General features: G+C 73.5%; 21 protein-coding genes. 7 read left to right on the forward strand and 14 right to left on the reverse strand.

Features of this window, described 5'->3' with window-relative positions; all coding sequences use genetic code 11:
• Window positions 1-108: 108 nt before the first annotated feature.
• The 5 genes from ACFVVX_RS10370 to ACFVVX_RS10390 all read right to left on the reverse strand — a co-directional run bounded on the left by ACFVVX_RS10370 (window position 109) and on the right by ACFVVX_RS10390 (window position 5,264).
• Window positions 109-1,578 (reverse strand): flavin monoamine oxidase family protein, encoded by a 1,470-nt coding sequence (locus tag ACFVVX_RS10370; protein ID WP_387943583.1) that lies wholly within the window; start codon window positions 1,576-1,578, stop codon window positions 109-111.
• Window positions 1,575-1,880 carry an acyl carrier protein gene (locus ACFVVX_RS10375; protein WP_387943585.1) on the reverse strand — a complete coding sequence of 102 codons (306 nt, stop codon included), beginning with the start codon at window positions 1,878-1,880 and terminating at the stop codon, window positions 1,575-1,577. Before ACFVVX_RS10375 ends, ACFVVX_RS10370 begins: the two co-directional genes overlap by 4 nt.
• Window positions 1,877-3,529, reverse strand: coding sequence for an amino acid adenylation domain-containing protein (locus ACFVVX_RS10380; RefSeq protein WP_387943587.1), 1,653 nt, complete (start codon window positions 3,527-3,529; stop codon window positions 1,877-1,879). The genes ACFVVX_RS10375 and ACFVVX_RS10380 overlap by 4 nt, the downstream gene beginning before the upstream one ends.
• Before the next feature lie 284 nt (window positions 3,530-3,813).
• On the reverse strand, window positions 3,814-4,173 hold the full coding sequence (locus ACFVVX_RS10385) for a VOC family protein (protein WP_387943589.1): 360 nt from the start codon (window positions 4,171-4,173) through the stop codon (window positions 3,814-3,816).
• A 137-nt stretch (window positions 4,174-4,310) separates the two neighbouring features.
• The gene (locus tag ACFVVX_RS10390) at window positions 4,311-5,264 is read right to left on the reverse strand and encodes a helix-turn-helix domain-containing protein (protein WP_387943591.1); all 954 of its coding nucleotides are present in this window, start codon (window positions 5,262-5,264) and stop codon (window positions 4,311-4,313) included.
• A gap of 184 nt (window positions 5,265-5,448) precedes the next feature.
• On the opposite strand from ACFVVX_RS10390, the gene ACFVVX_RS10395 reads away from it, so the two are divergent.
• Entirely contained in the window at window positions 5,449-7,248 is a 1,800-nt protein-coding gene (locus tag ACFVVX_RS10395) for a S8 family serine peptidase (RefSeq protein ID WP_387943593.1), read from the forward strand.
• A 167-nt stretch (window positions 7,249-7,415) separates the two neighbouring features.
• On the opposite strand, the gene ACFVVX_RS10400 is transcribed toward ACFVVX_RS10395, so the two are convergent.
• The 4 genes from ACFVVX_RS10400 to ACFVVX_RS10415 all read right to left on the reverse strand — a co-directional run bounded on the left by ACFVVX_RS10400 (window position 7,416) and on the right by ACFVVX_RS10415 (window position 11,636).
• Entirely contained in the window at window positions 7,416-8,396 is a 981-nt protein-coding gene (locus tag ACFVVX_RS10400) for a hydroxyacid dehydrogenase (protein ID WP_387943791.1), read from the reverse strand.
• 98 nt (window positions 8,397-8,494) lie between these two features.
• Window positions 8,495-9,349 carry a carbohydrate ABC transporter permease gene (locus ACFVVX_RS10405; protein WP_387943595.1) on the reverse strand — a complete coding sequence of 285 codons (855 nt, stop codon included), beginning with the start codon at window positions 9,347-9,349 and terminating at the stop codon, window positions 8,495-8,497.
• Window positions 9,346-10,284, reverse strand: coding sequence for a carbohydrate ABC transporter permease (locus ACFVVX_RS10410; RefSeq protein WP_387943793.1), 939 nt, complete (start codon window positions 10,282-10,284; stop codon window positions 9,346-9,348). The genes ACFVVX_RS10405 and ACFVVX_RS10410 overlap by 4 nt, the downstream gene beginning before the upstream one ends.
• A gap of 2 nt (window positions 10,285-10,286) precedes the next feature.
• The gene (locus ACFVVX_RS10415) at window positions 10,287-11,636 is read right to left on the reverse strand and encodes an ABC transporter substrate-binding protein (RefSeq protein WP_387943597.1); all 1,350 of its coding nucleotides are present in this window, start codon (window positions 11,634-11,636) and stop codon (window positions 10,287-10,289) included.
• Between the two features lie 342 nt (window positions 11,637-11,978).
• Between ACFVVX_RS10415 and ACFVVX_RS10420 the strand changes: the two genes are divergently transcribed.
• Both ACFVVX_RS10420 and ACFVVX_RS10425 read left to right on the forward strand, forming a co-directional pair.
• Window positions 11,979-13,991 carry a DUF2264 domain-containing protein gene (locus ACFVVX_RS10420; protein ID WP_387943599.1) on the forward strand — a complete coding sequence of 671 codons (2,013 nt, stop codon included), beginning with the start codon at window positions 11,979-11,981 and terminating at the stop codon, window positions 13,989-13,991.
• 9 nt (window positions 13,992-14,000) lie between these two features.
• A complete protein-coding gene (locus ACFVVX_RS10425) occupies window positions 14,001-14,783 on the forward strand; it encodes a sugar phosphate isomerase/epimerase family protein (RefSeq protein WP_387943601.1) in 783 nt (260 codons plus the stop codon).
• A gap of 168 nt (window positions 14,784-14,951) precedes the next feature.
• Here ACFVVX_RS10425 and ACFVVX_RS10430 read toward each other — a convergent pair whose 3' ends face one another.
• Complete coding sequence (locus tag ACFVVX_RS10430) at window positions 14,952-15,392, reverse strand: hypothetical protein (RefSeq protein WP_387943603.1); 441 nt, start codon at window positions 15,390-15,392, stop codon at window positions 14,952-14,954.
• 155 nt (window positions 15,393-15,547) lie between these two features.
• Entirely contained in the window at window positions 15,548-16,651 is a 1,104-nt protein-coding gene (locus ACFVVX_RS10435) for a substrate-binding domain-containing protein (RefSeq protein WP_387943605.1), read from the reverse strand.
• A 248-nt stretch (window positions 16,652-16,899) separates the two neighbouring features.
• On the opposite strand from ACFVVX_RS10435, the gene ACFVVX_RS10440 reads away from it, so the two are divergent.
• The gene (locus tag ACFVVX_RS10440) at window positions 16,900-18,690 is read left to right on the forward strand and encodes a beta-galactosidase family protein (protein ID WP_387943607.1); all 1,791 of its coding nucleotides are present in this window, start codon (window positions 16,900-16,902) and stop codon (window positions 18,688-18,690) included.
• Between the two features lie 122 nt (window positions 18,691-18,812).
• Entirely contained in the window at window positions 18,813-19,895 is a 1,083-nt protein-coding gene (locus ACFVVX_RS10445; RefSeq protein ID WP_387943609.1) for a substrate-binding domain-containing protein, read from the forward strand.
• Here the strand turns inward: ACFVVX_RS10445 and ACFVVX_RS10450 are convergent, their stop codons facing one another.
• Complete coding sequence (locus ACFVVX_RS10450) at window positions 19,896-21,203, reverse strand: extracellular solute-binding protein (protein ID WP_387943611.1); 1,308 nt, start codon at window positions 21,201-21,203, stop codon at window positions 19,896-19,898. It lies immediately after the preceding gene.
• A 126-nt stretch (window positions 21,204-21,329) separates the two neighbouring features.
• Window positions 21,330-21,803, reverse strand: coding sequence for an ATP-binding protein (locus ACFVVX_RS10455; protein ID WP_387943613.1), 474 nt, complete (start codon window positions 21,801-21,803; stop codon window positions 21,330-21,332).
• Between the two features lie 214 nt (window positions 21,804-22,017).
• On the opposite strand from ACFVVX_RS10455, the gene ACFVVX_RS10460 reads away from it, so the two are divergent.
• Window positions 22,018-22,686 (forward strand): GntR family transcriptional regulator, encoded by a 669-nt coding sequence (locus ACFVVX_RS10460; protein WP_387943615.1) that lies wholly within the window; start codon window positions 22,018-22,020, stop codon window positions 22,684-22,686.
• 118 nt (window positions 22,687-22,804) lie between these two features.
• Here ACFVVX_RS10460 and ACFVVX_RS10465 read toward each other — a convergent pair whose 3' ends face one another.
• Window positions 22,805-23,581, reverse strand: a complete 777-nt coding sequence (locus ACFVVX_RS10465; protein WP_387943617.1) for an SDR family NAD(P)-dependent oxidoreductase — start codon at window positions 23,579-23,581, stop codon at window positions 22,805-22,807.
• 106 nt (window positions 23,582-23,687) lie between these two features.
• On the opposite strand from ACFVVX_RS10465, the gene ACFVVX_RS10470 reads away from it, so the two are divergent.
• Entirely contained in the window at window positions 23,688-24,338 is a 651-nt protein-coding gene (locus ACFVVX_RS10470; RefSeq protein ID WP_387943619.1) for a bifunctional 4-hydroxy-2-oxoglutarate aldolase/2-dehydro-3-deoxy-phosphogluconate aldolase, read from the forward strand.
• Window positions 24,339-24,352 lie beyond the last annotated feature (14 nt).

A 24,352-nucleotide genomic window follows, 5' to 3' on the forward strand; every position in this document is an offset into this window, starting at 1 on the left:
CCGGGGTTCTTGTGGAACCGGGGGCGGGTGAGAGGGGCGAGAGAGGGGGAGCTGGTGTTTCGATGCGATAGGCGGGGGGCGAGACGCCTGGGGGGCGGGGTGTCCGCGCTACGGCCGGGCGGTCGAGGGGTGGGCGGCCTCGGGGCGGTTCGGCGGCCCGGCGAGGATCTCCTCGACGACGCGGTGGCCGGAGCGGATCGCCCCCTCCATCAGCCCGAAGTACTCGGTGCTGGTCTCGGTGCCGGCCCAGTGCACCCGTCCGTGCGGTGCGGTCAGCGCCGGACCGAGCCGCAGCCAGTCGCCGGGGCCGAACAGCGCCGCGTAACAGCCCCGGCTGTACGGCTCGTTGACCCAGTCCGTGACGTGGAAGCCGATCGGCTCCGGGAGCATCGGGAACAGCCGCGCGGCCTGCCCGACCGCCGCCGCCCGCTGCCGGTCCGGGGCGAGGGCCGCGAACCGGTGCGCCTCGGCGCCGGTGACGAAGCCCGTGAGCACGCCCACGCCGCCCCCGGCCGGCGAGTCGTCCACCGTGGACAGCAGCGGGCCCTCGGCGTTCACCGACCAGCCCGACAGCCCGTGCCCGCGCCAGACCGGCTCGGGGTAGACCAGGTTGACCTTCACCGCGCAGCCGCGGGAGGTCCGCCCGCCGGCCCGCCGCACCGGCGGCGCCGGACGGTGCTCCAGGGCGTCGGCCAGCAGCGGCGGCAGCGCCACCACCGCGACGTCCGCCCGGTGCACGCCGTGCGCCGAACGGACGGTGACCCCGTCGGCGTCCTGGTGGACCGCCTCGACCGGCTCGCCGAGCCGTACCCGCGGGCCCAGTCGCTCGGCCAGCCGCTCGCAGACCAGGTGCGCGCCGCCGGCGACCCGGTCCTGCTGCGCGCCGCCCTCGAAGGCGTTGAGGTAGCGCAGTCCGCCGCCGGAGCGGAGGTAGAACGCCATGTGCAGGACCGACAGTTCGGCCGGGTCGGCGGCCATCATCTCGCCCAGGAAGAGCGGGAGGAAGAGCCGGGCGTCCGGGTGGGTCAGCTGCTCGTCGGCCCACTCGGCGACGGTCAGGGTGTCCAGCCGCCCGGCGTCCGGGGTGAGCCACGGCGCCTCGGGCCGGACGGCGGCGGTCAGTTCGTCCAGCAGCTCGAACAGGTCGCCCAGGGCGACCGCGTTGAGCGGGGGGAAGCGCCCGTCGCGGGTGGCGTCCGCGCCGCCGAGTGCGAAGCGGCTGGCGCCGGCCATCGTGGTCGGTGTGGTCTTGAGGTCCAACCGCGCCATGGTCGCGAGGAGTTCGGTGTGCCGGTCGCCGAGGTAGGCGGCGCCCGCGTCGATCAGGCGGCCGGGTGCGACCTCGATCCCGCGGGTGCGGCCGCCGACCCGGTCACGGGCCTCCAGGACGGTCACCTCGATGCCGCGGGCCGCCAGTCCGGTCGCGGCGGTGAGGCCGGCCAGGCCTGCGCCGACCACGACGGCCGTGGTGACGGCGGCCGGTGTGCTTGGTGTCTTCTGTGCGGCCGGTGCCTTCGGTGCGTCCGGCGCGTGGGCGGGGACGGGTGGCCGGGCGGGGGAGTCATCGCGGCCGGTCATCGGGCGGCGGCGATTCGCTCGGCCAGCGCGCGGGGGGTCGGCGCGAGCAGGAAGTCCTCGAAGGCCAGCTCCACCCCGTGGCGCCGGGCGACCGCGCTCAGCACCCGGGTGGCGACCAGGGAGTCGCCGCCGAGCAGGAAGAAGTCCGAGTCGGCCGTGACGTCCTGGCACTCCAGCACCCGGCCGAAGACCGCCACCACGTCCTCGACGACGGTGCCGGTATCCGTATCAGCGCCGGGGCCGGTGGCGGTTTCGGCGGCGAGGGGGCCGCCGGCGGCGGAGGCGGTGGTGTCAACGCTCATCGAAGGTCTCCTTTGACCTGGTCGGCCTGGTCGTCGGGCGAGTGCCGCCGGTGCGAGCCCGCCCGGTCGACCTTTCCGCTCGCGGTGTGCACGAGCTGCGGGACGACGGTGATCCGGCTGGGGACGAGATGGCCCGGTACCCGCTCGCGCAGGTAGGACCGGACGTCGGCGTCCAGTGCGCCGGGGACCGTACCGGTCCGCGCCACCACGTAGGCGACCAGCGCGGCGCGGCCGGCCACCGTCGCGCCGACCACCGCCACCGCGTTCACCTCGGGGTGGCCGGCGATATGGGCCTCGACCTCGGCCGGGTCCACCCGGATGCCGCGGACCTTGAGTTCGTGGTCCAGCCGGCCGCGGTGGGTGAGCAGGCCGTCCGGCGAGCGGCCCACCCGGTCGCCGGTCCGGAAGCAGCGCTCCCCGTCGACGGCGGTGAACCGGGCCTCGGTCGCCTCCGGCAGGCCGTGGTAGCCCAGTGCCACCGAGGGGCCGCCGATCAGCAACTCGCCCTGCTCGTCGATCCGTTCGTCGACGTGCGGAAGGGCGCGGCCGATCGGTGCCGGCGCGCCGCCGGACCAGTCGGGGGCGGGGGAGAGCCCCGCCGGGCCGTGCAGGTCGACGGCGTGGGTGATCAGTGTGGTCTCGGTGCAGCCGTAGGTGTTGAGCAGGCGGATCCGCCCGGTGTCCAGGCCGGCCCAGTCCGCCAGCCGGGCCGGGTTCGCCGCCTCACCGCCGATGACCAGCAGTCGGACGCAGTCCGGCAGCGGCCGACCGTCCTCGGCGAGGTGGAGCACCAACTCGTGCCAGTAGGCGGTGGGGAGGTCGAGGACGGTGATCCGCTCCCGCTCGACCATCCGCAGGAAACGGGGGAACGACCCGGAGTGCGCCTCGGCGTCGAAGACGAGCGCGGCGCCGGTGGTGAGGGTCGGCAGGATCTCCTCGAAGCAGGTGTCCCAGTTCAGCGAGGCGAACTGGAGCACCCGGTCCTCGGGGGTGAGGTCGAACAGCTCGCGCAGCGAGTGCACGACGGCGGAGACGGCCCGACGGGGCGTCACGACGGGTTTCGGCTGCCCGGTCGAACCCGACGTGAACAGAATGTAGGCCGGATTGTCGGGATCGACCCCGATACGCGGTCCGTTGTGCGGTTCGTGCTGCGGCGGACTCCCGGAAAGCTCCGATAAATGGCGTAACCGCATTGATTCCGCGCCTGGTTGGGATTCCGGGCCTGGTCGGGATTCCGGACCGGCCTCCGTCAGCAGCATTGCGCGGCAGTCGACCGCCGTGAGCATCGCCTGTCTGCGCTCCGGCGGGAATGCCGGATCGACCGGGCAGTAGACGCCCCCGGCGGACAGCACCCCGAGGAGTGCGACGACGGTTTCCGGGGTGTGCGCGGCCTGGACCGCGACCACGCCGGGATCGGCGCCCAGATGCCTGGTCAGCGTGTTCGCCAGCTCGTGCAGCCGGCGATAGCTCATGGCCTGCCCGTGGTGGACCAGCGCCGGGCGCTCCGGAAAACGCCGGGCGATTTCCGTGAACGCGTCAAGAAGATCGGACGCCGGTGGGATGGTGCCGTGGTTTGACATGCCCGCCCCAAAAGAATGCCTGCGAGCACTGCTCCGCGCTCGGCGAACCGGGACTCTACCTTCGAACATGCGTTGCCACAATGGATGTTGAGGCCACGGATTCGGGGAGTCACAGGTGTAATCGCGAGCCGTTCCCGGCGGTCGGCCGGCGGGGGGGTTGTCCGGTTCCGGACATTGCGCTGGCAGGGGGCATGTCACCCGCCCGGAATGCCGACGCGGCCTGACAGGGCGTGGTTTGTCGCCCCGTCAGGCCGGGCACGGAGAACTGCGCATGGTGCGGTACGGGCTTCCCGGGGCGGGCGGGGTCCGATGGTTCGCGCCCCTCGCCGCAGTGGGAAGGGGGCGCCTGCCGGTCAGCCCTGGCAGATGCAGAAGGGGTGACCGGCCGGATCGGTGAGAACCCGCGCCTTGGCGGCGTCGTGGGGCTGGTGCTCCGGCTTGCCCGCGCCCAGCTCCAGCAGCAGGCCCTCGGCCTCGTCCAGATCGGGGACGTCGAAGCAGAGGTGCAGCTGCTGGGGGACGCTCTGGTCGGGCCAGCGCGGAGCCCGGTAGTCGTCGACCCGTTGGAAGCCGATGAAGAGCCCGTCCTCGCGGTCGAGCCCCGCGAAGTCGGCGTCCGACTTCGGGTGCGGTGCGAAGCCGGTGGCCTGCTGGTAGAACGCCGCCAGGGCCGGCGGATCGGGGCAGTCGAGCGTGATCGCAACCAACTTCATCTGCAGGGACACCTGACACCTCCGGGCCGATCGGTGGACTTGCGTGATCATCACTCTAGAGGCGGCGCGCGAGGGTCGGCCCGCGCCCGCCCGGGCAGGCGCGCATGCCCGACCGCAAGGCTGCGCCCGACCGGCCGTCAGCCGAGCAGCCCCCGCCGGGCCGCCTGGAGTCCGGCCTGGAACCTGGTCCGCGCCCCGAGCGCGTCCATCAGCCGGCGCATCCGCCGCTCGATGGTCCGCTTGTTCACCCCCACCTTGCGGGCGATCATCTCGTCCGTGTACCCGGCGGCCGCGAAGCCCAGGAGCTGGACGTCCTCCGGGCTGAGGTCGGCCGACGGGCGCCCGCTGCCCCACAGTGGGGTGCCGCGCTCCCACAGCGCCTCGAACAGCGCGATCAGGCCGTGCAGCAGCGGGGAGCTGCGCAGGACGACCGTCTGCCGCTCCCCGCCCAGGACGACGGGGACGAGGGCGGTGCTGCGGTCGGCGATCAGCAGCTTCATCGGCAACCCGTCGACGACCCGGGCCAGTTCGCCCCGCTGGGTCAGCCGGCGGGCGAGCGCGAGCTGTTCGGGCTCCGCCAGCGCGGTGCGGTCGTAGACCGTCCGGTACGCCACTCCCCGCTCCATCAGGTCGAGTTGGATGTCGGTCTGGGTGGCCATGCCCTCCTCGACGTACGGGGGCATGTCGAAGATCAGTATCTCCTCCCGGGTCGACTGCTGGACCTGTTGGAAGTGCTGTGTGTTGGCCTCGCGCCCCTGCACGATCTGGACGGGTGGTTCGTGCTCGGTACGGCCGCTGCGCCAGAGGCCGTTGAGCTCGACCGCGGCGAGCCTCGCGCGGTCGATCTGCTGATGGAGACTCAGGGCGAGTACCTCGAAGGCGAGTTCCGGGGGAGCGGGGCGGAACCGGACGGGCCGGGTGGCGGACCGGGTGACCAGCCCCTTGGCCTCCAACTCCTTGAGCTGCCGTCTGAGGCGGGACGGCTCACCCCCGGTGGTCTCCGCGAGTTCGGCCAGGGTCGGATCGGGCCGCCGCAACAGGCAGCGGTAGAGCTCCTCCTCCTGGGACGAGACTCCGAGTGCGTTCAGCACGGTCTGCCTCCTCGGCATCCGGCGGTCCGGATCGGGTGCGGACCTTCGCCGGGAGCATGGTAGGCCCTGCGAGGCGCGGGAGAGGTGCTGTCGGTTTCCCGTCAATGACGGCAAACCGGTGGGTCGGATCACGGAAACGAGCCCTACTCTTCTCGGCAACTCCCTACCCCCACAAGGAGGAAGCATGAAGCGCACCGCGATATTCGCCGGCCTGGTGCTGGCAGCGGTCGCAGGAGTCGGAGCCGTCCCCGCCTCGGCGCAGGGCACCGGCTCCGTCGAGCAGGACAACGCCCGCTACGTGGTGGTGCTCAAGGACGGAGCGACGACCGACCCCACGACGGTCGCCCGCTCCGCACCCGGTGTGCGGCTCGGGTCGGTCTACACCTCGGCGCTCAGCGGGTTCTCGGCGGACCTGACACCCGCGGCGGTAGCGGCACTTCGGGCCGACCCGGCCGTCAAGTACGTCGAGGCCTCGGCGGTCGCCCACGCACACGGTCAGGCCCTGCCGAACGGCGCGGTCCGCATCGGCGCCACCGCCAACAGCGGTCTCAGGACCGGCGACGGGCTCGACCAACGGGTCGACGTGGACGTCGCCGTCATCGACTCCGGCATCGACTACACCCACCCGGACCTGAACGTGGTCCGACGGGTCAACTGCGTGGGCCTCACCGCCTGCGTGGAGAACGCCGGTATGGACGACAACGGGCACGGCAGCAACGTGGCCGGCATCATCGGCGGCCTGGACAACGGCGTCGGCTTCGTCGGCGTGGCGCCGGGCGCGCGGCTCTGGTCGGTCAAGTCGCTGAACAGCAAGGGCAGCGGCTCCACCGAGGAGATCGTCAACGGGATCGACTGGGTGACGGCGCACGCCGCCGAGATCGAGGTCCTCAACCTCAGCCTCGGCTTCGACGGCACCGTCCAGTCGGTCAACGACGCGGTGAACCGGGCGATCTCCAAGGGCATCGTGGTGGTGGTCTCGGCGGGCAACGACCACCGGGACGTGGCGAACCAGAGCCCGGCGAACGTGCCGGACGCCATCACGGTCTCCTCGCTGAGCGACGCCGACGGCAAGCCCGGCGGCCTGGGCACCTTCGCCTGGTGCAACAAGAACAACCGGAACACCGACGACTCGCTGTCGGACTACAGCAACTTCGGCCGGGGCGTGGACATCGCGGCCCCCGGCGACTGCATCCGCTCGGCCTACAAGGACGGCGGCTACTCCAACTACAGCGGTACCTCGCAGGCGGCCCCCCACGTCGCGGGCGCCGCGGCCTGGTTGAGCCGTGGTGCCAACAAGCCCGCGAACCGGGCCGGGGTCATCGCCGTCCGCGACCGGATCGTCAACGCCGGGAACACCAACTGGTCCGACACCTCCGGTGACGGCGTCAAGGAACCCCTCCTGGACCTCGGCAACACCGCGGTCTTCCCGGCCGGCGGCACCGCCGGACCGGACGCCACCTTCGTACCGGACTGCGACCGCGCCACCCGCCTCTGCACCTTCGACGCGGGCCTGTCCTCGGGATCCGGTCTCGGCTACAGCTGGGACTTCGGTGACGGCACCACCGGCACCGGCGTCAAGCCCGGCCACACCTACGCCGGGTACGGGACCTACACCGTCAAGCTCACCGTGACCGACAACTCCGGCCGTACCAGCGGCAACCAGACCACCTTCCGCCTCCTCGAGCCGAACCACAACGACAAGCCCGTCGTGCACGTCGGCGGCTTCTGCACCATCAACGGCAACTGCCTGCTCAACGGTGACGGCTCCTACGACCCCGACGGCAGCCTGGCCGCCTACAGCTGGAACTTCGGTGACGGCACCACCGGCACCGGTCAGAGCGTCGACCACACCTTCCCCTACACCGCCTCCGGCACCTACACGGCGAAGCTGACGGTCACCGACGACAAGGGCGGCACCGGCAGCGCCTCGGCGACCGTCACCTGCACCAAGTACCCGTACTACATGACCTGTTCGATCTCCTGACACCCGGTCGGCCGGGTCCGACCCATCCGCCACCGGCACCCGGTGAACTCCGGCCCGGCACGGGATTCCCCCACCCGTGCCGGGCCGGCCCGTCCGCACCCGTACCCCCGCGACGCCCTGCGGGTCACGGGGGTACGGGTCGGGGGTACGGGTCGGGGGCGCGGGTCTCACGCGGAGCGGTGGACGGCCTCGGCGAGGACGGGGTGGGCGAACGGCCGACCGGCGGTGTAGTGCGCCAGCTCGTCGGCGGCGGCCGCGGCCATGCGGTGCAGCTCCCGGCCGAGCGAGCCGGCGATGTGCGGGGTGAGCACCACGTTGGGCAGGTCGTACAGCGGGGAGTCGGCGGGCAGCACCTCGGGGACGGTGACGTCCAGGACGGCGTCGAGCCGCCCCGAGGTCAGCTCGCGGACCAGGGCGTCCTGGTCGACGAGTGAGCCGCGGGAGGTGTTGACCAGGGTGGCGCCGTCACGCATCAGGGCGAGTCGGCGGCCGTCGATCAGGTGGTGGGTGTCCGGGAGCTCGGGGGCGTGGACGCTGACCACGTCGCTCGCGGCGCACAGCTCGTCGAGGTCCACCGGCCGGGCGCCGAGCCGGGCGGCCTCGGCCGCGTCCACGTACGGGTCGTGGAGCAGCAGGTCGAGGTCGTGGGGGCGCAGCAGTTCGAGGACCCGGCGGCCGATGAGGGAGGCGCCGACGATGCCGACGGTGCGCCGGTAGTTGCCGGCGTCGGGGTAGCCGCGCTGCCAGTCGTGCGGGGCGCGGCGGTCCCGGTAGTCCTCGCGGATCCGCAGGAGCTGCTTGTTGGCGAGCAGGACGGCGGCGACGGTGTACTCGGCGACCGGCAGGGCGTTGGCCCAGGCGGCGGAGGTGACCTGGATGCCGCGCTGCCAGCAGACGTCGGTGATGTGGTGCTTGACCGATCCGGCCGCGTGGATGACGGCGCGCAGCCGGGGCGCGGCGGCCAGGACGGCCTCGTCGATCGGCGGGCAGCCCCAGCTGGAGACGATGACCTCGGCCTCGGCGAGGGCGGTGACGGCCTCGCGGGTGGTGAACTCGTCGAGGACCAGCGCGGGGTCGAGGTCGGCCAGGTCGGTCAGCCGGGCCATGGTGGGGCCGTCGAACAGCCGGGCGGTGAGGTCCCGGTGCATGGCGAGGACGGCGCGCGGACGGCGGGGACCGTGCGCCGGGTCCGACGGTCGGGGGTCGGGCATGAAGGGCTCCCTGGAGGTGGCGGGGCGGGTGCTGCTCACTTGACGCTCCCCGCGGTGAGACCGGCCTTCCAGTGCCGCTGGAGCAGGACGAAGGCCAGGACGAGCGGGACGACGGCGAGGAGCGCGCCGGTGACGACCAGCGGGTAGTACTCGGGGAAGGCCTTGGTCTGGGCGTTCCAGGTGAAGAGGCCGAGGCTGACCGGGAAGAGCCGGTTGTCGGAGAGCATCACCAGGGGCAGGAAGAAGTTGTTCCAGATGGCGGTGAACTGGAACAGCAGGATGGTGACGAAGCCGGGCATGACCATCCGCAGCCCGATCGACCGGAAGATGCGGAGCTCTCCCGCGCCGTCCATCCGGGCGGCCTCCAGGACCTCGCCGGGGACGTAGCCGGCGCAGAACACACGGGCGAGGTAGACCCCGAAGGGGTTGACCAGGGAGGGCACGAACACGGCCCAGAACGTGTTGACGACGCCGACCTCGGAGGCGAGCAGGTACATCGGCAGGGCGAGCGCGGTGGTGGGCACCAGGACGCCGAGCAGGACCAGGCCGAACAGCTTCTCCTTGCCGGGGAAGGAGTAGACGTGGAAGGCGTAGCCGGCGGCCACGCAGACCAGGGCGCAGAGCAGCGAGCCGATCCCGGCGTAGAGCAGGGAGTTGAGGTACCAGCGGAAGTAGATGCCGTCGCCGGCGTCGGCGAGGTCGCCCAGGTTCTTGGCGAGGTCGAAGTTGGCGGCGGTCAGGGCGTTCCCGCCGAGCAGGTCGGCGGTGTTCTTGGCGGCCGCGGTGAGCAGCCAGCCGAGCGGCAGCAGGGTGTAGGCGGTGGCCAGGACGAGGGCGCCGTTGACGGCGGCCTTGGAGAGGGTCCAGGAGCGGGGGCGGGGGTTGTTCACGGGCGGGCCTCCCGAGCGCGCTCGGACCGGGACCGGCTCACCCGGGTGACGACGAAGGAGAGTCCGGCGGCGGCGAGGGCGAGCAGCACGGAGGAGGCGGCGGCGAGGCCGGAGTCGCCCCGCTCGAAGGCGGCGGTGTAGGCGTACATGTTGGGGGTCCAGGTGGAGACCACGCCGGGGGCTGTGTTGTGGAGGATCATCGGCTCGGTGAACAGCTGGAGCGATCCGATCACGGTGAACAGGCCGACCATGGCGAGCGAGGGCCTGATGAGCGGGATCTTGATGCTCAGGGCGGTGCGCAGGGGGCCTGCGCCGTCCACGACGGCGGCTTCCAGGACCTCGCGCGGGATGGCCTGGAGCGCGGCGTAGAAGATGACCATGTTGTAGCCGGTCCACTGCCAGAGCGCCATGTTGACCACGGCGGGGATCGGGTGGCCGAGCGGGTCGGGCTGGGTGCCGAGGGTCTCCAGGACGTCGAGCACCGGGCTGATGCCGGGGGTGTAGAGGTACATCCAGATCAGTGCGGCGATGATGCCGGGCACGGCGTGCGGGATGAACAGGGCGAGCTGGAAGAACCGTTTGGCCCGGGTCAGGGCCGAGTCCAGCAGGAGGGACAGGACCAGGGCGAAGCCGGTCATCAGCGGGATGTAGAGCAGGCAGTACTGGGCGATGGTGAGAAAGCCCTCGCGGAAGGCCTCGTCCCCCAGGGCCCGGGTGTAGTTGCCGAGCCCGGTGAAGACGGTCTCGCTGCCGCCGAAGCCGAGGCCGGAGCTGCGTTCGGTGAACAGGCTGAGCCTGATCGCGTAACCGATCGGGACGAGGGTGCAGGCCGTGAACAGGACGAAGAACGGGGCGAGCAGGACGGCGGGTGCCCCGTACCGCCCGCGCCGCCTGGTGACGGCGGCGCGGGGGGCCTTGGTGCGGGTGGCGCGGATCGTCACTGGGCGACCTTCAGCCCGCGGTTCTTGAACTCGGCGAGGGTGGCCTGCTGGGCCCCGGACAGCGCGTCGTCGATGGTGCCGCTCTTGCCGGCGACCTTGCCGAAGGCGTCCTTCAGCGAGCCGTTGGTGACGCCCATGACGGGGCCCCAGGTCCAGCCGGGCCTGATCGACTTCGCGGCGTCGGAGAACACCGTGTAGAGGTCCTGGCCGCCGTAGAAGTCGGTGTTGAAGGCCTGCTTGGCGACGGGGACGAGCTCGGTGGCGGCGGGGTAGGAGGAGGAGGTGCCGGAGGCTATCCGGGCCTTGAATCCGTCGGGGGTGGTGGTGGCCCAGGCGGCGAACTCGACGGCGGCCTTGCCCTTCTTGCTGTCCTTGGAGACGGCGAAGGTGGTGCCGCCGAGCATGCCGCTGGCGGGGTTGCCGTCCCAGCTGGGCATCGGGGCCACCGCCCACTTGCCGTTGATCTCGGGGGTGGTGCCGAGGTTGGACTTCAGGACGCCGCCGCCCCACGAGGCGCCGAGGTAGCCGGCGGTCTCGCCCTTCTGGAGGGAGGCGGTCCACTGCTGGCTGAAGGAGGGCTGGATGCGGACGAGGTCCTCGTCGATCAGCTGCTGCCAGTACGCGGAGACCTTCCTCGTCGCGTCCCCGGTCAGGTCGGCCTTCCACGCCTCGTCGGCGGTGCTGAACCAGCGTGCCCCGTTCTGCCAGGCCATCGCCTCCACGGTGGACGGGTCGTCGGGGAAGAAGGTGGCGATGCGGGTGTCGGGCTGGGCGGCCTTGAGCTTCTGGGCCGCGGTGCGGAACTCGTCCCAGGTCTTCGGCGGGGTGATGCCGGCCTTCTCGAAGAGGTCCTTGCGGTAGTAGAACGTCTGCGGCGCGGCGTCCAGCGGCAGCGCCCACGTCCGGCCGCCGAGCGTGGTGAGCTCGGTGGCCTGCGGCAGGTACTTGGCCTTGAGGTCGCCGCCGACGAGCTTGCTGATGTCCTGGACGGCGCCCTGGCTGACGAAGTCGGGCAGCTGGGGGTACTCGACGTTGAACACGTCGGGGGCGTTGCCGGCCTTGACGGCGTTGGAGAGCTTCGCGTAGCCGCCGGCGTTGCCCGCGGGGATCTCCTCGAAGGTGATCTGGATGTTCGGGTGGCTCGCGTTGAAGGCGGCCACGACCTCCTTCGTTCCCTTGGCCCAGCCCCAGAAGGTGAGCGTGACGGGCTTGCCGTCGTCGCCGCCGGCCGCGGTGGCGCCGCCGTCGCTGCCGCAGGCGGCGAGGAGGGTCACGCACAGTGCGGCGGCCGTGGTGGCGGCGGTGGCACGCAGGGCTCTGCGGGAGGTGGACGCGAGTGAGCGCATGGGCACGGCTCCTAGGGGAGAGGTCACGGTCCCGGGGATGTCGGTCCTGGCACGGACACGTGAGGGGTGGGGGCGACTGCCGTCATCCTGGGCAACACATGGATCGGAGTCAAGGAATCTGGATCGAATGATCCGATCTGATCAGTCCGAGGTGTGTCCCGATTGGTCGCCTGGACGGCCATCGACCTGCAGATATTGCCGTAGGGGGAGGCTCCGGGGCGCAGCATCACGATTTGATCAAGAGGCGCATTTGATCCGAAGGCCTTGACGGATGATCGGTCGATTCCTAGATTCCGCCAGGGACCCGTCCGTTCATGGACCCCGCCGAGGAAGGACACGCCCATGCCACTGCCTCCGGAGGACCGGGAGCTCAGCCCCCGTACCGGCTGGACCAGAGCCCACTGGGAGGCGGTGGCCGACGACCTCCTCACCGCCGTCCGCCCGTACGCGAGCCCCGGCCGGGCGCTCATCGACCTCCCCGGCGCCCGCCCCAGCTGGTCGGGCCGGCGCTCCGACGCGCTGGAGGGCTTCGCCCGCACCTTCCTGCCCGCCGCCCTGCGCATCGCCGGCGCGGGTGGCGCCGACCCCGGCGGCCTGCTGGAGCAGTACGCCGCCGGGCTCGACGCCGGCACCCGCACCCCCACCGCCGAACGCGACCTCGCCGACGGCGACCACGAGTCCTGGCCGCTGATCACCGACCGGGGCCAGGCGATGGTCGAGGCCGCCTCCATCGCCTTCGCGCTGCGCCTCACCCGGCCCTGGCTCTGGGACCGGCTCGACGGCGCCGTCCGCGACCGGGTCGGCCGCTGGCTGGCCGACGCCCTGCACCGCGCTCCCAACGACAACAACTGGTGGATCTTCCCGCTGGCCGTCGGCGGCTTCCTCGCCGAGGCCGGCGTCGAGGAGGAGGACGCCCGGGCGGCCGTGCGGCGCGGCCTGGAGCGGATCGACCGCTTCTACCTCGGCGACGGCTGGTACACCGACGGCCGCCCCCGCGCCTTCGACCACTACAACGGCTGGGCGCTGCACCTGTACCCCGTCCTGCACGCCCACCTCGCCGACGACCGGGCCCTGCTCGCCGAGTACGGCGACCGGCTGGCCGCCCACCTCACCGGCTACGTCCACACCTTCGGCGCCGACGGCGCCCCCGTCCACCAGGGCCGCTCCCTCACCTACCGTTTCGCCGCCACCGCCCCCCTGTGGGCCGGGGCCCTGGCCGGCCGCACCCCGCTCGGCCCCGGCGCCACCCGCCGCCTGGCCTCGGGCGCCCTGCGCCACTTCCTCGACCGCGGCGCCGTCGACGGCCGCGGCCTGCTGACCCTCGGCTGGCACGGCCCCGAGCTCCGGCTGGTCCAGCCGTACACCGGTCCCGCCTCCCCCTACTGGGCGGGCAGCGGGTTCCTCGGCCTGCTGCTGCCGCCCGGCCACCCGGTCTGGACGGAGCCCGAGCAGCCGGCCCCCTGCGAGGTCCGCGACCGGGTGACCGTCCTGCCCCGGCCGGGCTGGCTGGTGCAGTCGACCGCCGCCGACGGCGTGGTCCGGCTGCACAACCACGGCAGCGACGACCAGCCCGCCGACCAGGTCCAGCCCGACAACCCGCACTACGCCCGCCTCGCCCACTCCACCGTCACCGGCCCCACGTACGACGGCCCCGCCGACAACCACCTCGCCCTGGTGGTCGACGGCGAGCCCACCCAGCGCGGCCGGATCCACCCGCTCGGCACCGGCGCCGACTGGGCCGCCTCGCTCTCCCACCCGCGGGCCGGCGGCGACGAGCTGCCCGGCGTCACCGTCACCTCGGTCACCCTCGTGCACGGCCCGGACGAGGTCCGGGTCCACCTGGTGGCCGGCGCCGCGGCCGGCACCGCCGTCCACCACGGCGGCTGGGCCGTCGCGGGCGAGCGCACCGGGTCCGCGGCCGTCGGCACCGGGCTCGGCACGATCGCCCGCGCCGACGGGGGCCTCACCAGCGAACTCCGCTCCCTGTACGGGTTCGGCCGGACGCAGGCGCGGACCGTGCCGGGCGGTACCGCGTTCGGCGCCGAGGCGGTGCTGCCCGTCCTGAGCGGCAGCCTCCCGGCGGGGCCCGCCCTGCTGGCCTGCGCGGTCAGGCTCGCCGGTGCCACCGGCCTGCCACCGCTGGACGAGGTCGGCCTCACGGCGGTCCGCACCCCGGCCCCCACCGCGGGCCGCACGGCCGGTCTCACCGCGGGCCGCACGGCCGGGCCCGGGAGCACCTGGGACCTGCGGGTGTCCTGGCCGGACGGCGAGGTCCGGCACGTGCGCATCGGCGCCGGCACCGTCTCCGTCGGCCCGGCGCCCCTGGACCCGGCGCCCGCCGGCCCGGGCGACTGAGCGCGCGCCATGCCACTGGCCCTCGCCACGCTCGGACTCCCCGGCGTCCCGCTCGACCGGGTGGCCGGTCTCGCCGCCGACCACGGTTGGCACGGTCTCGAACTGCGCTGCGCCTCCGACCAGCCGGTCCGCCTCCAGCTCGGCGCCGCCGAACGGAGGGCCGCCGCGCGGCTGTTCGTCCGGACCGGGGTCGTCCCGCTCACCCTCGCCTCCTACCTCGGCATCGCGGCGCCGGGACCGGACGCGCCCGTGGTGGCGGACCTGCTCGCCCACCTGCGGCTCGCCGCCGACCTCGGCTGCCGGTACCTGAGGGTCTTCCCGCACGGCGGCCCCGGCCCCGCCGCCGTGGCGGAGGCCAGGGCCGCCCGCCGGCTCGGCGAGGTGGCCGGGCGGGCCGCGCTGCTCGGGGTGCGCGTCCTGGTCGAGACCCACGACTCGCACCGCTCGGCGGGCGCCCTGGCCGGCCTCCTCGACCGGGTCGGCCACCCGGCGGCCGGGGCGCTGTGGGACCTGCTGCACACCTGGCTGGCGGGGGAGAGCCCCGCCGAGTCCTACCGGGCCCTCGGCCCGGGCCTGGGCTACGTGCAGGTCAAGGACGTCGCCTCGGCCGGGGACCTGACCCCGCTGGCGCTCGGCGCGGGGGTGCTGCCGCTCGCCGACTGCCTGCGGCTGCTGCCCCGGGACTGCTGGATCGCCTGGGAGTACGAGGCCCCCTGGCACCCGCGGGCCGCCCCGCTGGAACCCCTGCTGCGGGCCGGGGCCCGGCACCTGGCGGAGCTCCGCGCCGGCTGAGGACGGCCGACCGGGCGCGGCGTGCCCGAGCCGCCGCGGCGAACGGGTCCAGGGCCGGTGCGGGTGCCAGGGCACCCGCACCGGCCCTGGTGGGCAGGTCGTTCACCACGTGGACGTCGTCGGCGAGGTCGGCGAGGTCGGCGGGCCGGACGGCAGCAGGCGGCGACGTCAGCAGGCCACCGCGCCGACCGGCTCGGGGGAGCCGGCGACCCGCAGGGGCGGAAGGCTCCGGACGGTGCGGGCGCGGGCGCGCTCGCCGCGGGGCGGCAGCTCGACCACCCGGCAGCCGTGCCGCTCCAGCAGCTCGACCACGGCCCGCGCCTCGGCCCCGTCCATGGAGAACACGAACGGCCCGGGGATCAGGACGGTGGTGATCCAGCCCGCCGCGACCCCCTGCAGCAGCCCGACCAGCGCGGGAAGGCCGTCCGGCTTGCGCAGACCGTTGTCCAGGTGCAGCAGCGGATCCGGCAGCTCGAGCTCCGCGGCGAGGGCCTCCAGGGCCCGCCGGTGGCAGTCCATCGCCGTCACGTCGAACGGGTAGCAGCGCAGGTAGATCGCGACGTGCGCTGTCACGTGGGTGGCCGGGGTGTGGCCGACGGTGCTGTCCATGAGGATTACCTGCCGCAGATCGCTGGTGGGAGCCGGCCTCCGTGCCCGCCCTGTGCCGTGCCTCCAGCACACCCTCCCCATCGATGGGTATTCAATACGGGTCCCTACCCATCCTCACCGTCGGTCACCGTGGCGGGTGATCGCGGCACTGTCCGTCACCGGCGGGTCTGCGCGTCGCGCCGGCCTCCGCAGGAGGTGCGCACCCGCAGCACGGGCAGCAGCGCGGTGCGGTGGACCGGCATCTCGGGGTCGGTGGCGAGGCGCCGGAGCAGCAGGTCGAAGGCGGCGGCGCCGACGGCGCGCTTCGGCGGGGCGACCGCCGTCAGCGGGGGCGCGGCGAGCGCGGCGAACACGTCGTCGTAGGCGATCAGGGCCACGTGCTCGGGTACCCGCAGCCCCCGCGCGCGCAACAGCGGCGGGAGCCGGATGGCGTCCTGGTCGTTGTGGACCAGCACCGCCCGGGTGCCCTCCCCGACGGCCGCGGCGATCCGGTCGGCCAGCAGCTCGGGGTCGGTCGGCAGGCCCGAGGGGGACAGCGAGTCGAGGACCGGCGGTGTCCGCAGGCCGAGCAGCCTGGCGCCCTCCCGGTAGCCGGCCCGGACCTCCTGGGCCGTCCAGGAGTCGCCCCGCGCGGCCAGCAGGACGCTCTCGTGGCCGAGCCGCGCGAAGTGCCGCAGGGCGCTCAGGACGCCGTGGCGGTGGTCCGAGCCGATGGCGTCCAGCCGCGCCCCGGGGCCGTCCGCGGTGGCGGAGCGGCGCTCGACCAGCACGGCGGGAACGGGCAGGTCGTCGAGCCAGGCGCAGCTCTCCGGGTCCTGCCCGGGCAGCAGCCCCGGCGCGAGCAGCAGGCCCTCGGCGCCGGACTCCAGCAGCCGCGCGACCTGGACGCGGTCCTCGCCCGCAGCGTACGGCGCGATGCCGAGGACCAGCCGGGCTCCCGCCGCGTCGGCGGCCTCGCGGGCGCCGGCGATCACCTCGTCGAAGTAGGACCCGACGGAGGGCACCAGCAGGCCGACGGAGCGCCCGGCCCCCGGGGCGGCGCCGGACCCCGGGCCGCGCCCGGGGTCCGGGAGGTCCAGCGAGACGAAGCCGTGCGAGCGGCTGAGCCGCCCGGCCCCGGTCAGCGTGGCGACGTCCCGGCGGACCGTGACGGCGGGAATGCCGAGCCGGTCCGCCAGCTCCGTCAGACGCACCCGGCCGCCGAGGTCGCCGACCGCCGTCACGATCAGCCGGCGGCGTTCCTCTCCAGACATGGCCATCTGCCCTCCGCTGCTTCCCCTGATCCGGCTGATCCGGCATCGATTTCTGTGGCTGAAGAGTATCGTTCGATCGAATTCTGATCAATCGATGCAGTTTTCCTCGATCGATTGACTGTCTGATCGGCGGGCTCCTAGGGTACGAGGCGGTGATCGCCGGCCGGCCGCACCCGCTCGCACCCGACGCGGCACGACGCCCCGCCGGCGCCGGACACCCCCTCCTCCCCGCCCGCCCACCTGTGGAGGCACCCATGGCCGACCCGGCCGCCCCCCTGCCCCTGACCACCGACGGCGACGGCTTCCTGCGTGTGGGACGCCCGCACCTGATCGTCTCCGCCGCCGTCCACTACTTCCGTATCCGCCCCGAACTGTGGGCCGACCGGCTCACCCGCCTGCGCGCCATGGGCGTCAACACCGTCGAGACCTACGTCGCCTGGAACTTCCACCAACCCACGCCCGACGCGGCCGACTTCACCGGCGACCGCGACCTCGCCGCGTTCGTCCGCACGGCCGGGGACCTCGGCCTCGACGTGATGGTCCGGCCCGGCCCGTACATCTGCGCCGAGTGGGAGTTCGGCGGCCTCCCGGCCTGGCTGCTCGCCGACCCGGCCGTCCGGCTCCGCCGGGTCAACGCCCCCTACCTCGCCGCCGTCGACGCCTGGTTCGACGAGCTGGTGCCCGTCCTGCTGCCCCTGCTCGCCTCCCACGGCGGACCGGTCGTCGCGGTCGCGGTGGAGAACGAGTACGGCAGCTACGGCAACGACACCGCCTACCTGGAGCACCTGCGGGCCGGACTCGTCCGGCGCGGTGTCGACGGCCTGCTGGTCACCGCCGACGGCGCCGAGGACGGCTTCCAGCTCGGCGGCCGGCTGCCCGGGCTGCTCACCACCGGCACCTTCGGCTCCCGCCCCGACGAGTCGCTGGCCTGCCTGCGCCGCCACCAGCCCGTGGGCCCCCTGGTCTGCATGGAGTACTGGACCGGCTGGTTCGACCACTGGGGCGCCCCGCACCACCTGCGCGACCCGCAGGAGGCCGCCGACGTCCTCGACCGGCTGCTGTCCGCCGGCGCCTCCGTCAACATCTACATGGGCCACGGCGGCACCAACTTCGGCTGGTGGAACGGCGCCAACCACGACGGCACGACGTTCCGGCCCGACACGACCAGCTACGACTACGACGCCCCGGTCGGCGAGGCCGGCGAGCTCACCGAGAAGTTCCACGCGTTCCGCCGCGTCATCGAACGCCACCTCGGCCCCAACGGGCACCCGCTGCCGCCGCTGCCCGACCGGCTCGCCCCGCAGAGCGCGCCCGTCACCGGGAGCGCAAGCCTGTCCGCCTCGCTCGACGGCCTCGCCGTCACCCACCACCGCCCCGAACCCGAGCCGATGGAGGCCTTCGGCCAGAACACCGGCCTCATCCACTACCGCACCCGCCTGCGCGGCCCCCTCGCCCACGGCGACCTGCGCATCGACGGCCTCGCCGACCGCGCCCAGGCCTTCCTCGACGGCGCACCGATCGGCGTCCTCGAACGGGACCGCCCGGACGAGGCCCTGGCCGTCACCGTCCCGGCCGGCGGCGCGGTGCTCGACCTGCTCGTCGAGAACCAGGGGCGGGTCAACTACGGGCCGCTGCTGCACGACCGCAAGGGCATCACGGACGGGGTCCGGATCGACAACCAGTACCAGTTCGGCTGGGAGGTCCGCCCGCTGCCCCTCGACGACCTGATGTCGCTGCGCTTCGGGGAGCCGAGCACGGCGGACGGCCCGGCCTTCCACCGCGCCCGGATCACGGTCGACGCACCGGCCGACGGATTCCTCGCCCTGCCCGGCTTCACCAAGGGCATGGTCTGGCTCAACGGCTTCGCGCTGGGCCGCTACTGGGACCGCGGCCCGCAGCGCACCCTCTACGCCCCCGCGCCCCTGTGGCGTCCCGGCGCCAACGAGGTCACCGTCCTCGAACTCCACCGCCCGGGCGACCGGATCGAGCTCCTGGACCGTCCCGACCTCGGCCCGACCAGCAGCGAGGACGCACCCCAGGGGTGAGCCCGCCGCAGGGCGGGCCGGCCGTCCGCTCGTCGACGGATCATCTCCCGACCGAATGGTAGATTCCTGTCCCTCCGGGCAGGCCGCCGCGCCCGGAGCGACCACGGCGCAGGGGGAATGACATGTCGATCTCGGCCGACGAACGCCGCACCCGGATCCTCGAAGCCCTGGAGAGCCGCGGTTCGGTCCGGGTGGCGGAGCTCGCGGAGGCGCTGGGCATCCCCGCCGTCACCGTGCGCCGGGACATCGCGGTACTCGCCGAGGCCGGTCTCGTCCGCCGCTCGCACGGCTCGGTGTCGACCGTCGCCGAGCGCCAGGACGGTCCGGCGCAGGGGGCGTCCGGCCGGGGGCCGTCCGTCGGCCTGCTCGTGCCCGCCGTCGGCCAGTACTTCGACGAGGTCATCGCGGGCGCCCGGGCGGCCGCGGCCCGTGCGGGCGCCCAGCTGATGCTCGGCATCTCCTCCTACGACGCCAGCGCCGACCGCGTCCAGGTGGAGCAGCTGCTGAAGTCGGGCGCCGACGGGCTGCTGCTCGCCCCCAACTGGACGCCGGCCGACCAGCCCGGCGGCCAGGACTGGGTCGAGGACCTCCCGGTGCCCGCCGTCCTGGTCGAGCGCCGCCCCGCGCCGGGGAGCGCGGCGCAGGAGCTCGACTCGGTCGCCTCCGACCACCGCCACGGCGTGCTCCTCGCCCTGCGGCACCTGGTCGGCCTCGGGCACGGCGCGGTCGCGCTGGTCGCCCGCCGGGACACCTGGACGGCGCACGAGATCCGCCGCGGCTACACCGACGGCTGCGCGCTGCTGGGCCTGCCGGCCGAGCCGGTGATCGACATCGTGAACCCGGTGGCGGACACCGAGGCGGTGGCCGCCGACCTGGCCGAGGCCTGCGCCCGGGGCGTCCGGGCGGTCCTCGTCCACAACGACCAGGACGCGATCCAGCTGCTGCCGCTGCTGCGGGCCCGCGGAGTCCAGGTGCCCGAGCAGCTGGCCGTGGTCAGCTACGACGACGTGTTCGCCGCGCTCGGCGCGCCGTCGCTGACGGCGGTCGCCCCGCCGAAGCACGCCGTGGGCGCCGAAGCGGTGGCGCTGCTGCTGCGCAGGCTCGCGGCCGCGGGGTCGACGCCGGTCCACCATGTGCTGCTCCTGCCGAAGCTGACGGTCCGCGAGTCGTGCGGCGCGACGGCGGGATCCCGGACGGCGGTCTGATCAGCCGCCGTTCAGGTCCGTGCCGACCTTGCCGTCGATGCTGCGCAGCGCCTGGTCGACGGGTGTCCGTCCGTCGACACCGGCCACCACCTCGGACTTCTGGGCGTCCCACCGGGCGGCGAAGCCGTGGCGGTCCTGGAGCAGCAGGTCCGGGGTGCTGCGGTCGAACTGGGTCATGATCGCCGCCCAGCTGGGGTCGGTGTTGTAGAAGGAGTCGACCACGACCTTGGTCTCGCGCGGGACCTTGGCCGTGTCGTACGGGAAGATGCCGTGGAACTCCATGAACTGGGTGCTGACCGACGGCGACGCCAGCCAGCGCATGAACGTTCCGGCGGCGCCGGGGTCGGGGAGGCCGGAGCGGGCGACCAGGCTGTGGCCGCCGACGGCCGAGCAGCCGCTCTTCGGGCCGACCGGCATCGGGGCGGCCGCCCACTTGCCGTTGGTCTTCTCGTTCCCGGCGGCGATGTCGGAGATGACGCTCTGGTAGAAGGAGAACATGGCGACGTCGCCCTCGATGAAGCCGTTGAGCGCGCTGGTGCCGGTGGTCGAGACCTTGTCGGTGTAGAAGGACTTCATGTAGTTCATCGCGGTGCGCCCGGCCTCGGAGTTCTGGGTGGAGGTCCTGAAGTCGGGTGAGGTGAGGGCGCCGCCGGCCTGGCAGAGGAAGCTCTCCCAGGTGGAGTTGATGGCGTTGAGGTGGTCGTCCATGCCCTTGAACTGCCAGCCCGCCACCTTCTTGCCGGCCGCGGTGGACCGGCTGGTGATCGCGGCGGCCGTCGACCTCAACTCCTCCCAGGTGCGGGGCGGTTCGTTGAAGCCGTACTTCTGCAGGATGTCCTTGCGGTAGAGCAGGACGTTGACGTCGAAGTACAGCGGGGCGCCGTAGAGGCGCCCCTGGTACTCGTTGACCTTGACCAGCGGGCGGAACCGGCCGAGGTCCTCGGCGGTGTAGCCGAGGGCGTCCAGCGGGGCCAGTCTGGCGGCGGTCAGGAGGTCGAGTTCGAGGCCGTTGTTGGCCAGCCAGACGTCCGGACCCCGGCCGTTCATGACGGCCTTCTTGATGGTCTCCCGCCCGGTCTGCCAGTCGAGCACGGTGAGTTGGACCTCGACCTTGCTCTGGGAGGCGTTGAAGTCCTCGACCAGGTGCTTGAGGTTGTTCGGCCGGCCGATCCAGAACGGCATCGTCCAGAAGGTGATGGTGGTGCGCTCCGCGGGCTTGGAGGCCTGCTCGGCCGAGCAGGCGCTGGTGGCGAGCGCCGACGCGGCGGCCAGGGCGGTGGCGATGAGTCTGTGGGGCAGGGACGCCATGGGGCGGGAACTCCTCGGGTGGCGGAGTCGGATGATGGCGCAGAGTATTCGATATACGAAAGATGTTCCAGGGGTGTGATCGGATCGTTTCGCGGCCGGGGCTCCCGGGGTGCCTGGCCGGCGGCCTCAGCGGGCGGTCAGCTCGGCCCAGACCAGCTGGCCCGCCCCCGTGTGCAGCGCGCCCCAGGCGCTGCTGAGCGCGGCGACCAGCAGCAGGCCGCGTCCGCTGCAGCTCTCGGCGGTGGCGCTGGACTCGGCGGTCGGTGCGCATGTGCGCGGGTCGAACCCGGGGCCGGAGTCCTGGATCTCCAGGCGGACCACGCGGGGCCCGGCGTCCGGCGCGGACATCGCGAGGGTGGCGCGGGCCGGGGTGCCGCCGTGCCGCACGGCATTGGTGGCGAGCTCGGTCGCGATCAGCGCGAGATCGTCGACCAGCTGGGGGAGCTGCCAGTCGGCGAGGAGGGCGCCGATCCAGGCGCGCAGCCTGCTCGGGGCCAGTTCGTCGGCGGCGAGGTCGCACTGGTGGTGCCTCGGCGAGGGGTGCGGAGGCGTCCCCGACCGGTCGGCGCAGGTGCGGGGCGGGGTGAGAATGCGAGGCATGGGGACTCCTCGGCCTGGGGGTGGCGGCGCGCCCGGTGGGTGGCGCCCCGCGTCGGCCGCGAGGGCAGGTCGGCCAACGAGGATGACAATAGTATACGAAATCCTCCAAGGCAACGCACTGTGGAGAAAACGGGCAAATTGCCTGTTCATGGCCATCGCATGGGGTGGGTGATATGGGTGTACGGACTTATTAGATATCGCATACGATAAACGAATGGACCGAAGCGACTGGGCGGAGCGCATCCCCGCCGTGAAGAGCAAGGCCGACCTTGCCTACGAGAGCCTGCGAAGCGCCATCGCCCAGGGGAACCTCAAGCCCGGCGACCGCATCAACATGGACGAACTGGCCCGGAGCTTCGGCGTCAGCAAGATCCCGATCCGCGAGGCCGTGAAGCGGCTGGAGTCGGACGGGCTGCTGGTCTCCCGCGTGCATGCGGGCGTCACGGTGGCCGGGATCGACGTCACCGAGATGCGCGGCGTCTTCCTCGCCCGCGAGTCGATCGAGGCGTTGATCGCCGGACTCGCCGCGCAGCGGGTCGACGACCGGCAGCTCGCCGAGCTGGACCACGTCCAGGCGGAGCTGCGCGGCGCGCTGGAGCGGGGCGGTATCGGCGAGATGGCCGAGCTGAACTCCCGCTTCCACCGGCTCCTCGCGGGGGCGGCCGGCTACCGGATCCTCAGGGACCTGACCGAGCAGCTGCTGCTCACCATCCGCCGCTACCGCATCGCGGCGCCGCTCGGTGAGCGCAACTGGCGCTCGGTGGTCGACGAGCACGACGCCATCATGGCGGCGCTGCACCGGCGTGATCCGGGGGCGGCGGCCGACGCGGCGCGTGCGCACATCGGCTCCCAGGCGGCGTACGAGGTGGAGAAGGGGCAGTGACCCCGACCCCCGACCCCCGGCCCCCGGCGGACGGGGTCGGGACCGCCGCGGCGGCGGCGCGCGAGGCGATCGCGCGCCGCCGCCGCCGCGTTCACCGGGCGGGTGCCGGTGCGGCGGGTCAGCGGGCGTCGAGCGGGGGCAGCCCCATCCGCTCCCGGTGGGTGTCGCGCAGCAGGCTGGCCGGGCTGACCACCGACGCGCCCGCGTCCAGCACCAGCTCGGAGCCGGAGAGCATGCCGGCCGCGGGGGAGGAGACGAAGGCGACCGCCTCGGCGATGTCCCGGGCGTCGATCAGCGCGCGCATCGGGTTGCTCTCCCGCAGCCGCGCCAGGTCCTCCCCGCCGGGCGCCAGGCGGGACTCGGTCGCCGGGGTGCGCACCCAGCCGGGGGCGAGGGTGACGAAGCCGATGCCGTACCGGCCGTAGTCCACGGCGAGCTGGCGGGTGAGCGCGGCGATCGCGCCCTTGGCCGCGGCGTACGCGGGCAGGCCGGGCGCGGCGGTGCGGTGCAGGACCGAGCCGATGGTGACCACCGAGCCCGAGCCGGCCGCCATCATCACGGGCAGCACCTCGCGCACGCACAGGAACACCGACCCGAGGTTGGCCGACAGCACGCGCTGCCAGTCGTCGTCGGTGGTCAGGTGCAGCGGGCTGCCCTCGGTGATGCCGGCGCAGGTGACCAGGACGTCGATCCCGCCCAGGCCGTCGACCGCCGCGCGCACCGCGTCGCGGACCTGCTCCGGGTCGGTGACGTCCGCCCGGTGGTAGGCGACGCCGGGCAGCTGCGGATCGGTGAGATCGAGGCCGGCCACGCGCAGGCCGTCGGCCACCAGGCGGGCGGCGACGGCGCGGCCGATGCCGCCGGCCGCGCCGGTGATCAGGGCGGTACGGGTCATCGAGGGGCGCCTTTCGTCGGGTGGGGGATGCGGGGTGCGAGTGTGGAGCCCACAACCGGAAAGTATACGATATCCTAAAGACACAACCTGGGCTTCGGAGGCACCCGTGCAACCTGACGACCTTCTCTCCGCTCTGCGCGACCGCAGGATCCTGGCCATCGTCAGGGGGAACGACCCCGACGCCGCTCTGGATGCGGTCCTCACCCTGTTCGCGTCCGGCATCGACCTGGTGGAGGTGTCACTCACCACCGCCGGTGCGCTCGGCGTCCTGGAGCGCGCCCGCGAGGCCCTGGGCCCGTACGCGGCACTCGGCGCCGGCACCCTGCTCACCGCCGCGGACGCCCGTGCCGCGGCCCGGGCCGGCGCCGCGTTCGCGGTGACCCCGGGGATGACCGAGGCCGTCGGCGAGGCGCAGTCCCTGGGCATGCCGGTCCTGGCCGGCGCGGTCACCCCGACCGAGGTGGCGCTCGCCTACACGGAGGGTGTGACGGCGGTCAAGCTGTTCCCGGGCAGCCTCGGCGGACCGGGCTACCTGCGGGCCCTGCGCGACCCCTTCCCCGCGGTGCACTTCGTGCCCGTCGGCGGCGTGGACGCCGAGGCGGCCCGGGGCTTCCTGGCCGCCGGCGCCCTCGCGGTCGGGGTCGGCGGCCCGCTGCTCGGCACCGCGGCCGCCGCCGGCGGCGACCGCGCCGGGCTGCCCGCCCGCATCGCCGCCTTCCGCGCGCTCGCCGAGGAGTACCCGTGCTCGACGTCCTGACCCTCGGCGAGGCC

This window comes from Kitasatospora sp. NPDC058170, assembly GCF_042883905.1.
In the GTDB taxonomy this organism is placed as follows: domain Bacteria; phylum Actinomycetota; class Actinomycetes; order Streptomycetales; family Streptomycetaceae; genus Kitasatospora.

Bases quoted from the DNA above. Each gene is read 5' to 3' on its own strand.
- ACFVVX_RS10420 (WP_387943599.1), top strand. From the start codon at position 11,979: ATGCCACTGCCTCCGGAGGACCGGGAGCTCAGCCCCCGTACCGGCTGG.
- ACFVVX_RS10460 (WP_387943615.1), top strand. From the start codon at position 22,018: ATGGACCGAAGCGACTGGGCGGAGCGCATCCCCGCCGTGAAGAGCAAG.
- ACFVVX_RS10450 (WP_387943611.1), bottom strand. From the start codon at position 21,203: ATGGCGTCCCTGCCCCACAGACTCATCGCCACCGCCCTGGCCGCCGCG.
- ACFVVX_RS10430 (WP_387943603.1), bottom strand. From the start codon at position 15,392: ATGGACAGCACCGTCGGCCACACCCCGGCCACCCACGTGACAGCGCAC.
- ACFVVX_RS10415 (WP_387943597.1), bottom strand. From the start codon at position 11,636: ATGCGCTCACTCGCGTCCACCTCCCGCAGAGCCCTGCGTGCCACCGCC.
- ACFVVX_RS10465 (WP_387943617.1), bottom strand. From the start codon at position 23,581: ATGACCCGTACCGCCCTGATCACCGGCGCGGCCGGCGGCATCGGCCGC.
- ACFVVX_RS10375 (WP_387943585.1), bottom strand. From the start codon at position 1,880: ATGAGCGTTGACACCACCGCCTCCGCCGCCGGCGGCCCCCTCGCCGCC.
- ACFVVX_RS10435 (WP_387943605.1), bottom strand. From the start codon at position 16,651: ATGGCCATGTCTGGAGAGGAACGCCGCCGGCTGATCGTGACGGCGGTC.
- ACFVVX_RS10370 (WP_387943583.1), bottom strand. From the start codon at position 1,578: ATGACCGGCCGCGATGACTCCCCCGCCCGGCCACCCGTCCCCGCCCAC.
- ACFVVX_RS10380 (WP_387943587.1), bottom strand. From the start codon at position 3,529: ATGTTCGAAGGTAGAGTCCCGGTTCGCCGAGCGCGGAGCAGTGCTCGC.
- ACFVVX_RS10440 (WP_387943607.1), top strand. From the start codon at position 16,900: ATGGCCGACCCGGCCGCCCCCCTGCCCCTGACCACCGACGGCGACGGC.
- ACFVVX_RS10445 (WP_387943609.1), top strand. From the start codon at position 18,813: ATGTCGATCTCGGCCGACGAACGCCGCACCCGGATCCTCGAAGCCCTG.
- ACFVVX_RS10400 (WP_387943791.1), bottom strand. From the start codon at position 8,396: ATGCACCGGGACCTCACCGCCCGGCTGTTCGACGGCCCCACCATGGCC.
- ACFVVX_RS10455 (WP_387943613.1), bottom strand. From the start codon at position 21,803: ATGCCTCGCATTCTCACCCCGCCCCGCACCTGCGCCGACCGGTCGGGG.
- ACFVVX_RS10395 (WP_387943593.1), top strand. From the start codon at position 5,449: ATGAAGCGCACCGCGATATTCGCCGGCCTGGTGCTGGCAGCGGTCGCA.
- ACFVVX_RS10385 (WP_387943589.1), bottom strand. From the start codon at position 4,173: ATGAAGTTGGTTGCGATCACGCTCGACTGCCCCGATCCGCCGGCCCTG.
- ACFVVX_RS10425 (WP_387943601.1), top strand. From the start codon at position 14,001: ATGCCACTGGCCCTCGCCACGCTCGGACTCCCCGGCGTCCCGCTCGAC.